Source organism: Mycobacteroides sp. LB1 (assembly GCF_013449725.1).
Lineage (GTDB): Bacteria > Actinomycetota > Actinomycetes > Mycobacteriales > Mycobacteriaceae > Mycobacterium.
Map to the genome: position 1 here is coordinate 163,519 of NZ_JACCFF010000005.1, position 15,372 is coordinate 178,890.

Annotated in this window: 14 protein-coding genes; 4 read left to right on the forward strand and 10 right to left on the reverse strand. The window is 65.5% G+C overall.

Annotated features, from left to right (window positions below):
• Position 1: 1 nt before the first annotated feature.
• From mraY to MLB1_RS19050, 8 genes are all read right to left on the reverse strand, one after another.
• The gene (gene mraY / locus MLB1_RS19015) at positions 2–1,081 is read right to left on the reverse strand and encodes a phospho-N-acetylmuramoyl-pentapeptide-transferase (protein ID WP_180751406.1); all 1,080 of its coding nucleotides are present in this window, start codon (positions 1,079–1,081) and stop codon (positions 2–4) included.
• On the reverse strand, positions 1,078–2,592 hold the full coding sequence (gene murF, locus MLB1_RS19020; protein WP_180751407.1) for a UDP-N-acetylmuramoyl-tripeptide--D-alanyl-D-alanine ligase: 1,515 nt from the start codon (positions 2,590–2,592) through the stop codon (positions 1,078–1,080). Before murF ends, mraY begins: the two co-directional genes overlap by 4 nt.
• The gene (locus tag MLB1_RS19025; protein ID WP_180751408.1) at positions 2,585–4,141 is read right to left on the reverse strand and encodes a UDP-N-acetylmuramoyl-L-alanyl-D-glutamate--2,6-diaminopimelate ligase; all 1,557 of its coding nucleotides are present in this window, start codon (positions 4,139–4,141) and stop codon (positions 2,585–2,587) included. The genes murF and MLB1_RS19025 overlap by 8 nt, the downstream gene beginning before the upstream one ends.
• 99 nt (positions 4,142–4,240) lie before the next feature.
• On the reverse strand, positions 4,241–6,169 hold the full coding sequence (locus MLB1_RS19030; RefSeq protein ID WP_180751409.1) for a penicillin-binding protein 2: 1,929 nt from the start codon (positions 6,167–6,169) through the stop codon (positions 4,241–4,243).
• Positions 6,166–7,140, reverse strand: a complete 975-nt coding sequence (locus tag MLB1_RS19035) for a hypothetical protein (RefSeq protein ID WP_180751410.1) — start codon at positions 7,138–7,140, stop codon at positions 6,166–6,168. The genes MLB1_RS19030 and MLB1_RS19035 overlap by 4 nt, the downstream gene beginning before the upstream one ends.
• A complete protein-coding gene (gene rsmH / locus MLB1_RS19040; RefSeq protein WP_371750667.1) occupies positions 7,137–8,093 on the reverse strand; it encodes a 16S rRNA (cytosine(1402)-N(4))-methyltransferase RsmH in 957 nt (318 codons plus the stop codon). The genes MLB1_RS19035 and rsmH overlap by 4 nt, the downstream gene beginning before the upstream one ends.
• A 232-nt stretch (positions 8,094–8,325) precedes the next feature.
• Complete coding sequence (gene mraZ / locus MLB1_RS19045; RefSeq protein ID WP_180751412.1) at positions 8,326–8,757, reverse strand: division/cell wall cluster transcriptional repressor MraZ; 432 nt, start codon at positions 8,755–8,757, stop codon at positions 8,326–8,328.
• Positions 8,758–9,106: 349 nt separating this feature from the next.
• A complete protein-coding gene (locus MLB1_RS19050) occupies positions 9,107–9,514 on the reverse strand; it encodes a DUF3040 domain-containing protein (RefSeq protein WP_180751413.1) in 408 nt (135 codons plus the stop codon).
• Positions 9,515–9,816: 302 nt separating this feature from the next.
• Here MLB1_RS19050 and MLB1_RS19055 point away from each other — a divergent pair, with 302 nt between their 5' ends.
• Positions 9,817–10,479 (forward strand): GNAT family N-acetyltransferase, encoded by a 663-nt coding sequence (locus MLB1_RS19055; RefSeq protein ID WP_180751414.1) that lies wholly within the window; start codon positions 9,817–9,819, stop codon positions 10,477–10,479.
• Between the two features lie 47 nt (positions 10,480–10,526).
• Complete coding sequence (locus MLB1_RS19060; protein ID WP_180751415.1) at positions 10,527–11,189, forward strand: DUF3153 domain-containing protein; 663 nt, start codon at positions 10,527–10,529, stop codon at positions 11,187–11,189.
• On the opposite strand, the gene metF is transcribed toward MLB1_RS19060, so the two are convergent.
• Positions 11,164–12,144 (reverse strand): methylenetetrahydrofolate reductase [NAD(P)H], encoded by a 981-nt coding sequence (gene metF, locus MLB1_RS19065; RefSeq protein ID WP_180751416.1) that lies wholly within the window; start codon positions 12,142–12,144, stop codon positions 11,164–11,166. The two genes, MLB1_RS19060 and metF, sit on opposite strands and share 26 nt — an antisense overlap.
• A gap of 138 nt (positions 12,145–12,282) precedes the next feature.
• Here metF and MLB1_RS19070 point away from each other — a divergent pair, with 138 nt between their 5' ends.
• Positions 12,283–13,326 (forward strand): polyprenyl synthetase family protein, encoded by a 1,044-nt coding sequence (locus tag MLB1_RS19070; protein ID WP_180751417.1) that lies wholly within the window; start codon positions 12,283–12,285, stop codon positions 13,324–13,326.
• The gene (locus tag MLB1_RS19075; RefSeq protein ID WP_180751418.1) at positions 13,271–14,920 is read left to right on the forward strand and encodes an alpha-(1->6)-mannopyranosyltransferase A; all 1,650 of its coding nucleotides are present in this window, start codon (positions 13,271–13,273) and stop codon (positions 14,918–14,920) included. The genes MLB1_RS19070 and MLB1_RS19075 overlap by 56 nt, the downstream gene beginning before the upstream one ends.
• Here MLB1_RS19075 and MLB1_RS19080 read toward each other — a convergent pair.
• On the reverse strand, positions 14,917–15,321 hold the full coding sequence (locus MLB1_RS19080; RefSeq protein WP_180751419.1) for a helix-turn-helix domain-containing protein: 405 nt from the start codon (positions 15,319–15,321) through the stop codon (positions 14,917–14,919). The two genes, MLB1_RS19075 and MLB1_RS19080, sit on opposite strands and share 4 nt — an antisense overlap.
• Positions 15,322–15,372: the final 51 nt, after the last annotated feature.

The following is a 15,372-nucleotide window of genomic DNA, read 5'->3' on the forward strand; positions in this document are numbered from 1 at the left end:
GCTAATCACCGATCGTCGCCAGCCACTCGCCATAGAACAGCGCCAGACCCAACCCGCAGGCGATCGCCGTCAACAACCAGAACCGGATGATGACCGTGGTTTCCGCCCACCCCATCAGCTCGAAATGATGATGGAACGGTGCCATTCGGAACACCCGGCGGCCGGTGGTTCGGAATGCCGCGATCTGCAGAACCACCGAAACGATCTCGGCGACGAACAGCGCGCCCAGCACCACGGCGAGTAGCTCGGTACGGGTGGTCACCGAGAGGCCGGCGATGATGCCGCCCAGAGCCAGCGAGCCGGTGTCCCCCATGAAGATCTTGGCGGGCGCGGCGTTCCACCACAGGAAGCCGATGCACGCGCCCGCGGTCGCCGCGGCGATCACGGCCAGATCGAGCGGGTCACGCACGTTGTAGCAGGCCACACCAGGATGGGTGGAGCACGCGTTGCGGTACTGCCAGAAGGTGACGATCACATAGGCGCCCGTCACCATCGCCATACATCCACCGGCCAGGCCGTCGAGGCCGTCGGTGAAATTGACAGCATTGGACCAGGACATCACCAGCAGTACACAGAACAACACGAAAACCACTGCGGGCATCGCGACGGTGGCGATCTCGCGTACATAGGACAGCTGCGGACTACCCGGGGTGAGCCCGTCGGTGTTACGGAACTGCAGCACCAAAATGCCGAAGACGAGCGCCGACAGTATTTGGCCGACGGTCTTGGAGGTCTTGTTCAGCCCGAGGTTGCGCGCCTTGCGGATCTTGATGAAGTCGTCGATGAAACCGACGCCTCCGAGCATGGATGCCAGCAGCAGCACCAGCAGTCCCGAGGCCGACGGCCCTTCGGCGCCGAAGGCGATACCGACCAGGTGCGATCCGAAGTACCCCGCCCACATCCCGGCCAGAATTGCGACACCGCCCATGGACGGGGTGCCGCGCTTCTTCTGGTGATGCTGTGGACCGTCGTCACGGATCTCCTGGCCGAAGCCCTGCCGCGAGAACACCCGGATGAGCACCGGGGTAAGCATGATGGAGACCAGGATCGCGATCCCGGCGGCGATGATGATCTGCCTCATTGGCTGTCCTCCAAGATGGCGTCGGGACCGCTTCCTCTTCGCGCAAGCAGTTCATCGGCGACTACCCAGAGACCCGCGGACCGCGATGCCTTGACCAGCACCACATCGCCCGCGGCGAGTTCATCGGCCAGCAGTATGGCGGCTGCCGCAGGATCGTCCACCAGCACCGCCTCGGACCCCCATGACCCCTCCATCACTGCACCCGCATGCATTGCCCGCTGTGACCTCCCGGCTCCGACGACAACTAACCGACTGACATCTAATCGCACAGCGGCCCGTCCGATGCGATCGTGCTCAGATATGGCGTCCGGACCCAGCTCGCCCATCTCACCCAGCACCGCCCAGCTGCGACGCGCCTGTTGGCCGTGGCGGGCCATGGAGACCAGGGCCTTCAGCCCTGCCATCATCGAATCCGGGTTGGCGTTATAGGCGTCGTTGATCACGGTCACGCCGTCCGCGCGGGTGCTCACCTCCATGCGCCGCCGCGACACCGGACCGGCGTCCGCGAGCGCGGCGGCGACCTGCGCGAGCGTGGCGCCGCATTCCAACGCGACCGCGGCGGCCGCCAGCGCATTGCTCACCTGATGCTCGCCATGCACCGCCAACTCGACCGGCACCGAGCTTGTTCCGTAGTGCAGGGTGAATCGAGCCCGGGCCAGGTCGTCGACGCTCACCTCGGCCGCCCAGATATCGGCAGGGTTGTTCACGCTGGTGCGCACCACCCGAGCCGATGTCTTGTGAGCCATCGCAGCCACCGCGGAGTCGTCGGCATTCAGCACCGCCACACCGTCACCCGAAAGCGATTGCGGTAGTTCACCCTTCGTATCGGCAATGGCCTGGCGGGATCCGAACTCGCCCAGATGAGCCGTGCCGACATTGAGCACAACCCCGATCGACGGCGGTGCGATGGCGGCCAGGTCCGCAATGTTTCCGGGACGCCGGGCCGAAAGCTCCAGCACCAGGAATTTGGTCGATTCCGTCGCGCGCAGAACCGTCCAGGGATGGCCGAGCTCGTTATTGAAGGATCCGGGAGGAGCCACCACCTCGCCGAGCGGGCTGAGTACCGCGGCAATGAGATCCTTTGTCGACGTCTTTCCCGACGACCCGGTGACTCCGACGATGCGCAGTCCCTGCGCCGTGAGCCGACGGGCCACCTGAGCCGCCAACGCGGCCGTCGCGGCGAGCACCGCAGCACCCGAACCATCCGAATCATGTTCCAGTGCCGACACTTCGGTGCGCGCGACGCCGGTCGGCGACACCACAATGGCGGGCACCCCCACTGGCCTGGCGGCCAGCACGGCGACTGCCCCGGAGGCGATGGCACCCTCGGCATGGTCGTGCCCGTCGACGCGGGCTCCCGGCAGTGCCAGGAACAACCCGCCCGGACCGATCTCGCGAGAGTCGAATTCGACGGTGCCGGTGACGCGCGTGTTCCGAGCCTCCTCGAGGCCGATCCCGTCGAGACGCCCACCGACGATCTCGGCGATCTCGGCGATGCTCAACTCAATCATCTATGTTCCCAAGCCCTTCCAGCGCCGCGCGCAGCTCCACCCGGTCGTCGAACGGGACGGTGACCGTGCCCACGCGCTGCCCACTCTCATGCCCCTTCCCGGCAACCAACACGGTGTCCCCCGGTTGTGCCCAGCGGGTCGCGTAGTCGATGGCCGCGCGCCGATCCCCGATCTCGACGATCTGCGTAGTTCCGGCCGATTCCGTTGCACAGGAAAGAATCTCGGCGCGTATCGCGGCCGGTTCCTCATCCCGCGGATTATCGTCGGTAACCACCACGAGATCGGCGAGCTCCGCAGCGACCTGCCCCATATCGGCACGCTTACCGCGGTCGCGGTTGCCACCCGCACCGAAGACCACGGCAAGCCGGCCCTCGCGGTGCGTGCGCAGGCTCTCCAGGACGGCGCGCAGTGCGCCGGGCTTGTGGGCGTAGTCAACGACGGCCAGGAAAGGCTGGCCGGCGACCACCGACTCCATGCGGCCCGGCACCCCGGCGGTGGCGATGCCCGGCGCCGCGGTCGCGGCCGAAACCCCGAGCAGATCCAAGATAGCAACGGCAACAAGACAATTGGCGATATTGTAGTGACCCGGTAGCGCGATATCGAGTTCTGCGCTGCATTCCGGACCATTCGCAACGAACCGCTGACCGCCGTCGTAGCCCACCGCCACTCCCGAACATATCCAGTCTGCGACGGCGCCGGCCTGCGAGCTCACCGTGAGCACCTGGGTGCCACCCGACCGCGCCACATCGGCCATAGCGCGACCGGCGTCGTCGTCGACACAGATAACGGAACGCTGCGCCCGCAACGGCGACTCACGCTGGAACAGGCGGGCCTTGGTGGCGAAGTAATCCTCCATATTGGGATGAAAGTCGAGGTGATCTCGCGAAAGATTGGTGAACGCCCCCACCGTGAAGTGGGTGCCGTCAACACGGTTGAGCGCCAGCGCATGGCTGGACACCTCCATGACCACGGTGTCCACGCCGCGCTGCACCATTTCCGCCAGCAGTTCCTGCAACGCCGGAGCCTCGGGGGTGGTCAGCGCGCTGGGGACATCCTCGCCGTCGATCCGCACCCCGACCGTACCGATCAGACCCACCCGTTTCCCGGCTGCCCGCAGACCGGCCTCCACCAGATAGGTGGTGGTGGTCTTGCCAGAGGTTCCGGTGACACCTACCACCCGCAGGTGCCGAGACGGGTCCCCGTAGACAGTGGCTGCGAGCGTGCCGAGAACCGCACGCGGGATCGGGTGGACCAACACCGCGATATCCGAGCCCTGTTCCCCCAGCAGCCGGGCTCCGGCCTCGTCCGTGAGCACGGCCGTCGCACCCGCAGCGACTGCCTCGGACGCGAACTGCGCGCCATGCGCACTGCTGCCGGGCAACGCCGCGAAGAGATCACCCGGGCGAGCGTCCTGTGCCCTGAGCGTGACGCCGGAGACGGTCGTGGCGGCGCCCCCTCCTCGCAGTTCGGCCGATACCAAGGAGGCGAGGTCGGTGACCGGGTGCGGGCGCGTCAGCGGGAGGAACCGGTGGGTTCCGGATGCCACCACCTGCGATCACCTCCTGCGTATTGTGCCGCCCCGTGTCCCTCGGGCGTCAAACGACACTACCGGGCGTGTACGGCCGTCCCCGACCGGATAAGGACGCGCTCAGACGGCCTGGAGAACGAGTGGTGGTCCGGGATCGGGTGACAGTGGCACGTTTTGGCGCCGCATCAACCAGGACGTGATGTTGTGGAACAACGGCGCGGCGGTGTTACCCGGGCGACCATCTGCGGCTCGGTGCGGCGCGTTCATCATGATGCCGACGACATAACGGGGATCATCCGTGGTCGCGATGCCCGCGAAGGTGATCCAGTACACGTCGTCGAAGTAGCACGCGCAGGCCGGGTTGATCTGCTGGGCGGTGCCGGTTTTGCCGCTCAGCTGGTAGCCCTCGACCGCCCCGGGTGCCCCGGTTCCGTTCTGGATGCCGCGCGGATCCGGTTGCAGTACCGCGCGCAGCATGTTCCGGACGGTGCGCGCAGTACCCGCGTTGACCACCTGTACCGGCTGGGGGCGCGGTTCTTCCTTACGCGTGCCATCGGGCGCGGTGACGCTTTTGACGATGCGTGGCGGTATCCGCACGCCGTCGTTGGCGATCGTCTGGTACATGCCCGCCATCTGCAACAGCGTCATTGACAAGCCTTGGCCGATAGGCAGATTCGAGAAAGTACTACCCGACCACTGCTCGATCGGCGGCACCAGGCCCTCGCTCTCGCCGGGCAGACCGACGCCGGTGCGCTGACCCAGACCGAACTTGTCCACCAGATCCATGAAGCGCTCCGGCCCTACCCGCTGGGCCAGCATAAGCGTGCCCACGTTGGAAGACTTTCCGAATACTCCGGTGGTGGTGTACTGCATGGTTCCGTGCACCCAGGCATCGCGGACGGTGACCCCACCCATGTTGATAGAGCCCGGAACCTGTAGCACCTCATCGGGATTGGATAAATCATTCTCGATGACCGCCGAGGCGGTGATGATCTTGTTGACAGATCCCGGCTCGAATGGCGAGGAGACCGAGAGATTGCCCATCTCACGGTCGCCCTGCTTGCCAAGGTTCTGTGACGGGTCAAAGGTGTTGTCATTGGCCATCGCCAGGACCTCACCGGTCTTGGTATCGAGCACGACCGCGGATACGTTCCGCGCGCCGGAGAGGTCCTTGGCCTGTTGGACCTGCTGCTGCACGTAGTACTGGATGTCGTTGTCGAGCGTGAGTTCGACGGTGGACCCGTTGACGGCGTCGTGGCGATCCCGATAGCTGCCGGGGATCACCGCGCCGTCGGAACCACGGTCATAGGTCAGTGCTCCGTCCTTACCCGCCAGCGCACTGTCCAGGGAATCCTCAAGGCCGAGAAGACCGTAACCCTCCCAGTCGATGCTGCCCACGATGTTGGCGGCCAGCGAGCCACCGGGATACTGACGGATGTCCTGCCGCTCCGCGCCGACCTCGGGGAATTCCTTGATGATCTCGGCGGCGATCGCCGGATCGACCGAGCGCGCCAGGTACACGAAGTTGTCGTCACTACGGAGCTTCTTCAGAAGGCTCTTCGCATCGGGTTTGTTGCCGAGCTTGGCCGACACCCCGGCCGCGATGTCCTGCAGCCGCCGTTCCGGCTCAACGGCCCTTATTTTCGCCGCCGCGGCCTTATCGGCGTCGCTCTTCCCAGGGTCCTTGAGGGTCATTTGGCTTTTTTCCCAGGCCTTGGCGAGCTGTTCGCGAATCTTCTTCGGCTGGAAGGTGAGGGCACGCGCCTCGATGGTGAAGGCCAGTTTGTTGCCCGCGCGGTCGACAATGGTGCCGCGCAACGCCTTCTCGGTCTCGGTGACCTTCAGCTGGCCCGAGGCTTCGGCGCGTAGACCGGCGGCACGGGGCCCCTGCAGGGTGAACAGCTGGATGGCGGCGATGGCCAGCGTCAGGAAGATGATGATGTTGCCCGTACGGTGCCGGAAGGCGAATCCGGCTGTCCGCGATACGGCAGCGACGGGCCGCCGGGTGCGGCGGGCGCCGACTGGCCGCGATCGATCCTGCCGGTTCACGCCGTCGGGTGGGGATTCGTTGTTGCCACGGGATTGAATTGTTCCCCGCTCACTGGAGAATTCGTGATATTTGATGCTTGCGGCGCGTCGGCCACGGGGGGCGGTATCGCTGCCGCGAGATCCGGCACGGCCACAACCGGCACGGGCGCCTGAGCCGCGGGCGGCGCGAGGACGGGTTCCTGTGCGGCAGGTGCTTCCGCGACGGGTGCGGGCACGACCGCCGGTGGGGCCATATGCGGCACCACCGCCACCGGAGGCGGCACGGGCGGTAGCTGGACCGGCATCTCGACCGAATTGCCGGGCTTCGGAACGGCATCGGCATCATCGGGGATAGTCGTGTTCAGCGACGGCGGCGCGACACCTTCAGCCGGCTTCGGAGCACCCACTAACAGCCAGTTGCCCCGCTCGTCGCGCACCAGGTGCGCAATATCGCGAGACGGGATCATGCCGAGATCGCGCGCCGAATCTGCCAGCACAGGCGCAGATTCCGCGCGTAAGACATCACGTTCGAGGGCCTCTTTGCGCTGGAGCAGCTGCTCGTTGGAGCGACGCTGGCTACCCAGCTGATACGAGCGCTCCGCGGCATCGGTCGACAACCACAGCGTGATCGCCAGGCCGACGCCAAGCGCGCCGATGACCAGCACCACGAACGGGACCTTGGCGACCCACACATGTGGCCTCAGGTCCACCTCGGACAGGCGGGTAAGGATTCGCTCGCGCAGCGGTATCCGGATGACTTTGGGCGCCTTGGCCTTGCGAGCCTTCGCGCGGGCCTTCGCCTGCCCGGTACTGGTGGCCGGACGGATCTTTTCGGGCCCCTTACGCTGCACCGGAATCGGCATGGTCTGCGGTGAGGAACGGCGTGGCCGCGGTGACGGGCCTGCCGCGGTGGCCCTGGGCGTGGCGCTGCGACGCTTGGTGGGCTTGGCCTTCTCGGGCGCCTCCGCCGCCTTCTTACGCACCCCGATCATGCGTTCCTCCCATGCGCAGCTCGCTCGACAGCCCGTAACCGCACCGGTGCACTGCGTGGATTGGCTTCTATTTCCGTTTCATTGGCCTGCTCCGCCCCGCGAGTGATCGAGGTGAAATCCGGTGCGTCATCGGGAAGCTCGACCGGCAGGTCGATCGGCGACCGGGATGCCGTAGCGGCGGTGAACTCGGCCTTGACGATCTTGTCCTCAAGCGACTGGTAGGCCATGACGGCGAGCCGGCCACCCGGGCGCAGCGCGGCCATGGCGGTAGGTATTGCGGCCGCAAGGGATTCCAGCTCGGAGTTGACCGCGATCCGGAGAGCCTGGAAGGTGCGTTTCGCCGGGTGGCCGCCGGTGCGGCGGGTGGCCGCCGGGATGGCCGCGTACAGCAGCTCGACCAGCTGTCCACTGCGCGTGAAGGGTTCGGCGGCGCGACGCCGAACGATCTCGTCGGCGATTCGGCGTGCGAATCGCTCCTCACCGAATCTGCTGAGCACCCTGGACAGCTCGGCGGCCGAATAGGTGTTCAGGATGTCGGCCGCGGTCAGTTCGTCCTCTGCATTCATCCGCATATCGAGTGGCGCGTCGACCGAATAGGCGAATCCACGCTCGGCCTGATCGAGCTGCATGGAGGAAACGCCTAGATCGAAGAGCACTCCATCGACCGAAGATGTTGCACGGTAACCCAACCCGTCAAGCGCATGGGCCATGCCGTCGTACCGGGTATGCACCCCGGTGAATCGAGCCCCGAAGGGCGCAAGCCTCGCCCGCGCGATATCCAGGGCGTTGGTGTCGCGATCGAGACCGATAACGGTCAAGCCCGGCAGTACGGAGAGGAAGTGTTCGGTGTGCCCACCTGCGCCCAGGGTGGCGTCGACAAGAACGGCACCCTCTCCGTTGGCGGCCCGCCTGGTCAAGGCGGGAGCGAGCAGCTCATAGCAGCGGTCGAGCATGACCGGCACATGGCCGAATCGGGCCCTCGAATCAGCCGGAAAATCATTGTCAGACACGGCGACACCCCTCCGGGAGCGGGAAACGCCCCTGTGGGGGCGGGAAATGCCCCTGTGGGAGCGCTGGTAGGTGCAAGGAGCCCACGAAGTCCGGTCCCTGCCCGATGGTGCGAACCTGGCGTCGGGGAAGTACGCCAGGGCCGTATCGGACAGAGGCCGCGCTGCGCGGGCTCGCTCAGAAGATGCCATTGAGGGATTCATCGCTGGCCGTCGAGAAGTTCTCTTCGTGTTCCTCCAGGTACTGCTGCCACTTGGTGGCATCCCAAATCTCTAGGTAGTCAACAGATCCGATGACGACGCAGTCCTTGGAGAGATCCGCATACCGCCGGTGGTCGGCGGACAGGGTGATGCGGCCCTGCGCGTCCGGGTGCTGTTCGTCGGTTGCCGCCGCCAAGTTACGCAGAAAGGCGCGGGCCTCCGGGTTGCTCCGGGAAGCCGAGGCGGCCTTGCGCGCCAGCTCCTCGAACTCGACCCGCGGATACACGGCGAGGCTGTGGTCCTGGCTCTTGGTGACCATCAACCCTCCCGCTAGTGCGTCCCGAAACTTGGCGGGCAATGTGAGCCGCCCCTTGTCGTCCAGCTTGGGCGTGTAGGTACCGAGAAACATCCCGTTACCTCCCTGCCCAATTGCTCGTCGGAGCTACTCTTCCCTCCGATGTCCGCCACTTTACCCCACAACCCCCCACTTTGATTCTGATTTGCCGCGTGTCTCCCCACCACGCGCCCACCTTCGAGGATTGGGACGCCGTTAGTACACCGTTATCCCAGGTCAACCCAGTGGGGACGAGTGGGGCGCCGATCTCTAGACGAGTTGATAACGATTTGGCCTGCCGGGGCCACCGGGCTTGCGAGAGATCACCCCACGCCGAGCGGCGGCGGTACGGGCGGCTCAGACAGCAACCCAGATAGCAACAGGCCCGCGCACTCGGCGCGGGCCTGTTGCTATCTGGGTAACGTCAGTTGTCGAAACGGCGGCGGAAGCGCTCTTCCATGCGCTGCGCGAACGAGCCGGCCGCACGGGGCCGACGGGTCCGGCCGATGGCCCCACCCGATCCCCCTTGGCCGACAGCGTTCGCATCGGAGCGTCGGCTGCCGATGATCGCGAAGACCGCCGCCCCGAACATGACGACGAATCCGATCACGCTCAGGACCGGGAAGTTCCCGATCTGGGTGGCAGGCACTGCAACACCGATCACCAGCATGGCCAGCCCGATGCAGAACAGCGCCGCCCCCTGCAAGCGCCGACGGCCGGAGGTCGCACCCAGGCGGCCTCCGCGCACACTCGACGCAAACTTGGGATCCTCCGCGTACAGCGCGCTCTCGATCTGGTCGAGCATGCGCTGCTCGTGCTCGGAGAGTGGCATCGGTCCCTCCCTCTGGCGCATCGCGACCGGTTGACTGTGTCGTGCCTTGTCAGTACTGGATACCAGTATTGACACCAATGTCTTCTATCAAGGGTGCCGCGGTTACAACACCCTCACGTTCATAATACGAGGTGAATACCCGTCATACCACCCGGTTCACCTATCAATCTCCCGGCCGTTCCTGCCCGGCAACACCCCACACCGCGGCGCGCCGACGGACCCGGCGAAACTCGCGTCAGCACCCAAGAATCGGCCGATCGTGATAAACCCGGGCAGTACACCGAGAGATCAAAGGACGCACGTTGACGACATTCCTGGCCGACCTGTCGCAACGCGATATGCAGCGCCGGCTCAGCGAAGCGCTTCGTATCTACGTCGTCGCCATGGGCTACCCCCACGGCACCGAGGATCAGCGTGCGCCGATGTGGCTGGAACACAGCCGCAGACGGGGTTGGCAGGCGGCCGCCATCTTCGACAGCACGGCAGCACCGCCCGATACCGATACCGGTCCTGACCAGGACCTAATGGACCAGGCACGCATCGTGGGGATTGCATACGGCTACCGCGGGGCCGCCGACCAGTGGTGGCACCAGCAGGTCAGCCAGGGCTTACGGAAGTCAGGGGTGCCGCGTGACCACATCAGCGCCCTCCTCGACCAGTACTTCGAGCTGACCGAACTGCATGTCGACCCTGGCCTGCAGGGGCACGGTTTCGGCGAGGCGCTGGCTCGGCGGCTGCTCGCGGGCCGCACCGAATCGCATGTCCTGCTGTCCACCCCCGAGATCAGCGGCGAGTCCAACCGGGCCTGGCGGCTGTACCGTCGACTCGGATTTACCGATGTCATCCGGCAACACCAGTTCGCCGGCGATCCCAGGCGATTCGCCGTGCTTGGCCGGGCGTTGCCGCTGGAGCCCGGATATCAGCAGCCGGACGTCGCCGCCGTCTGGCACGATGAGCCGCGATGAATAGCCCAACGCTTTTCACGCGAGCCGCTCATCGCAGGCCAGGGCGCGTGGCACGTATCACTGCCGTGCTGTTGTTGACAGCGCTGCCGCTACTATCAGGATGCGTACGCGTCAAGGCCTCGATGACCGTCACCACCGACGATCACGTCTCCGGGCAGCTGATCGCCGTCGCCAAGCCACAGGGCAAGAACGACAAGGGACCCCAGCTCGACCGCAATCTGTCCTTCGCCCAGAAGGTCCAGGTGAGCGATTACGAGGAGAACGGCATGGTGGGGTCGCGAGCCATCTTCAACGATCTGACCTTCGCGGAGGTCCCGCAGCTCGCCGGGATGAACAAGAACGCCGCCGGTTTCGACCTAACGCTGCGGCGTAACGGCGATGTGGTGGTCCTGGAAGGGCGCGCCGATCTCACCGCGCTGGAAGACACCTCGAATGCCGATGTGTCGCTGGCCGTTTCCTTTCCCGGCGATATCGAATCCACCAACGGGGAGACGCTCGGCTCAGATTCCGTGCAGTGGAAACTCACTCCTGGCGTAGTCAGCAACTTCACCGCGACTGCCCGCTACACCGACCCCAGCACCCGCTCGTTCAACGGTGCCGCGATCTTTGTGACGGTGGCCGCACTGCTGGTCGGCGCCCTTGTCGCATCCATGGCCTGGCTGGCCCGCGACCAGTCCCCGCGGTTTACGCCCGACCAGATCCCGGAGTGATCCGCACCCCGAGGTTCTCCAACACCTCGGAGGTGGCCCGCGCAAAGTTCAGGGTCATGAAGTGCAAGCACGGAACGCCCTCGGCGAGTAGCCGGGACGCCATGGCAGTGGTGACCTCGACGCCGACCTTGCGGACCTCGTCACGATTCTCGTCCGGACCGTCACCGGCGGCACGGAGGAGCCGCTCCTCCAGCGCGAGGGGCAGTGTGGACGAGGAAAGCTCGACCTGCCGGCGCAACGACCGCAGCGACGTAATGGGCATCAGACCCGGAACGATGGGCTTTGCACCCTGCTCCGGATCGGCGGCCACCACCCGATCGCGTAACCGAAGATAGTCGTCGACGTCGAAAAACATCTGGGTGATCGAGTACTCGGCCCCGGCACGGAGCTTGTTCACTAGATGGACCGTGTCGTGTTCCAGATCGATCGCCTGGGGGTGCGCCTCGGGGAAGGACGCCACCCCGACGTGGAAATCACCGAGGTCGCGGACCAGGCGCACCAGCTCTTCGGCGTACGTCAGCCCTCCCGGATGCGGAATCCATTCCGCATTCACATCCCCTACCGGATCGCCGCGCAGGGCAAGGATATTGGTGATGCCACGGTCCACATACGCCCCCACCATGGCCCGCAGCTCACCAACGGTGTGCCCGACGGCGGTCAGGTGTGCGACAGGCAACAGCGTCGTGTTTTCGGCTAGTTCTCCGGTCACCCGTACCGTGCGGTCACGGGTGGAACCGCCCGCACCGTAGGTGACCGAGACGAACACCGGCTGATACCGCTCGAAAACTCTTGCTGCCCGCCACAACCGGGCCTCTGCCGCCTCATCGCGGGGCGGCATGAACTCGACCGAGAACGCGACTTCGCCGGGTTGAACCGCGGCCAGGCGATCGACGATCGACCCCGGATCCTGCAGCTCGGCGACCCGTCCATCACGGTCGAGCGGGTTAGTTGTCACCTGTTAAGGATAGGTGGGATTAGTCTAGGTTCACTCCCGGCCATCCGGGGAGCCTCCGGGACAATTGCCGCACCGTGAAAGGACGCCCCGCTGAGTGTCAACGTAGCCGCTGCCAATGCCCGGCACCTGACCGATGCGGTGAGCGACCAACTGAGCCAGTTCCTGGCCGAATGCCGCGAGCACACCGCGCATATCGGCCAGAACTATGAGCATGCGATCACCGCCCTCGACCGGTTTGTGCTGCGGGGCGGCAAGAGGCTGCGCCCCGCATTCGCCTATTGGGGCTGGCGGGCGGTCACCAAAGACCCTGACCCGTGGAACCCCGAGGTGCTGCGCGTGTGCGCCGCGCTCGAATTGCTGCACACCTGCGCACTCATCCACGATGACGTCATCGACAGCTCGGCCACCCGGCGCGGCGAACCGACCATCCACGTCGAGTTCGCGGCCCTGCACCGCCAGAACGGCTGGTCCGGCTCCCCCGAACAGTTCGGGATATCTGCCGCGATCCTCCTCGGCGACCTGGCACTCACCTGGGCCGACGACATGGTGGTCGGGGCGCGGCTCTCTCCGGAGACACATACCCGGGCGCGGGGTGTGTGGTCGATCCTGCGCAGCGAGGTGCTCGGCGGTCAGTATCTGGACATCCTGTCTGAATCCTCCGGCGACGAGTCCGTCGAAACCGCCTTGCGGGTGATCCGATTCAAGACCGCCGGCTACACGGTGCAGCGACCGCTGCAGCTGGGTGTCGCGATGGCGGCCGAGAACCCGGAGATCTCACAGCTTCTCGGCGATGTCGGGCTTGATATCGGCGTCGCCTTCCAGCTTCGCGACGACGTGCTCGGGGTTTTCGGTGACCCGAAGGTCACCGGGAAACCCGCCGGGGACGACCTGCGTTCCGGGAAACGCACCGTGCTGTTGGCCGAGGCTCTACGGCTCGCGCGCATCAGCGACAGTGCCGCCGAGGATATGTTGCACTCCTGGATCGGTACACCGCTCACCGATCAGCAGGTCGCCGAAATGTGTTCACTCATAGTCGATTTGGGCGCTCTCGCGGCGGTGGAATCCCGTATCGAAGAGCACACCAACCGTGCATTGGATCAATTGGCAAGCGCCGAGATCGCCGACGATGCGCGCACCGCGCTGTCGGAGCTTGTCCGATTGGTGTCCAACCGGAGCGCATGATCACGTGAGTACATCTTCAGGGGCCCAACAGGCCCCCCGGCCTCCGACACCCGCACCGCGGACCGGACGAGCGGCCGCCTTCCTACGGACACCCGCCGGCCGCGCCGCTATCACCGGATTCGGCGGCGCCATCCTCATTGCCATCGGCGGATTGGGCGCGGGTAGCACCAGGCAGCACGACCCGCTACTGGAATCCGTCGGACTGTCCTGGCTGCGTTTCGGCCACGGGTTGGTGGTGTCCTCGATCAGCATGTGGCTCGGGGTCGCACTCATGCTGCTGGCATGGCTCGGACTCGGCCGACACGTCATCGCGGGCAAGGTGACCAAAGAGTCCATCCTGGTTGTCATTCCGTGCTGGCTGTTGCCACTGCTCGCCTCGGTTCCGGTGTTCAGCCGGGATGCCTACTCCTATCTCGCACAGGGCGCACTGCTACGCGACGGATTCGACCCGTATCTGGTTGGCCCGGTGGAGAACCCGAACGCCTTGTTGGAGAACGTCAGTCCCATCTGGTCCACCACCACGGCGCCCTACGGACCGTTGTTCATCCTCATCGCACGGTTCGTCACCCAGATCGTCGGTGACGACGTGGTGGCGGGAACCATGCTGCTGCGCCTGTGCATGCTGCCCGGGCTGGCACTACTGGTGTGGGCCACCCCCCGAGTCGCCCAATGCCTTTCCACCAATGCCAGCAAGGCGTTGTGGATCTGCGTCCTCAACCCGCTGGTGATCATCCACCTCATGGGCGGCGTGCACAACGAGATGCTGATGGTCGGTCTCATGATGGCGGGCATCGCCCTCGCCCTTGAGCGGCACCATGTTTGGGGCATCTCGGTAGTGGCCCTAGCAGTTGCGGTCAAGGCCACAGCCGGGCTGGCACTGCCATTCCTGGTGTGGATCTGGATGCGTCGACTCGTTGAGAATGCCTCCGCACCGCACCGGGGTTCTCCGCAGCAGGGACCGCAGCGACAACGGAGCCCGCTGGTCGCATTTGCCATGGCGTCGGCAGCCTCGGTCACAATCGTCGTCGCGGTCTTCGCAGTGTTGTCCTGGATCGCCGGAGTGGGCCTGGGATGGCTGACCGCACTGGCCGGTTCGGTGAAGATCATCAATTGGCTGACCGTGCCGACTGCCGTCGCCAACATCATCAACGTCTTCGCCGGTCTTTTCGTCACCGTCAACTTCGACGCCGTCCTGGAGATCACCCGCATCATCGGCGTCATGGTTCTCGCGCTCAGCCTGCCGGTGGTGTGGTGGCGGCACCGGCATAACGACCGCGATGCGATGTTCGGGATCCTGTGGGCGATGGTGATCGTGGTGCTCATGGCACCGGCGGCGCTCCCCTGGTACTACACATGGCCATTGGCCATCGCGGCACCGCTGACCCAATCGCGGACTGCCATCGCCGCCATCGCCGGGTTCTCGACCTGGATCATGGTGATCTTCAAACCCGATGGCTCCCACGGCATGTACGTGTGGATCCATGTGCTGATCGCGGCCACCTGCGCCGCCATCGCGTGGCGGATGATCAATTCCGCACCTGAACCGCGAGACCCCGAGCCGGCCGAGGCCGGCACCCAGGCAGCGGCCGGCTAGTACCCCATTGCTTGCGCCCGGCGCAGCACTTCCCGGGCCTGATGGCCGTGCAGGGCATCGACCGGGCGGGCCGCTTCGATTCGTTCGGTAGTGCCGTCCCGGGTCACCGTGAGCGACTCGTCGCCGGTGAACAACCACTGCAGGATCTCGGGCTCGCGGAAGCCGCCGTCTCGCAGCACCGAGAGCAACCCGGACAGGTGTTTGACCACGGGACCGTCGGAGCTGAAAAAGATGACGGGAACCATGATTTCGCGATCGCGTTTGACCGCGATCAGCTCGCCATCGCGTAAGGACTGCTGAATCTTGTTGACCGGGACCCGCAGGCGCGCCGCCGCCTGTTTGAGGGTGAACATCGGCTCATCGGCGTCCAGCGTGTCGGCAACGAAGGGAATTGCGCTCATAACGAAAGACGCTAGTCGTCCCGCACCCCACCATCGGTCAAAAGTGGCCTC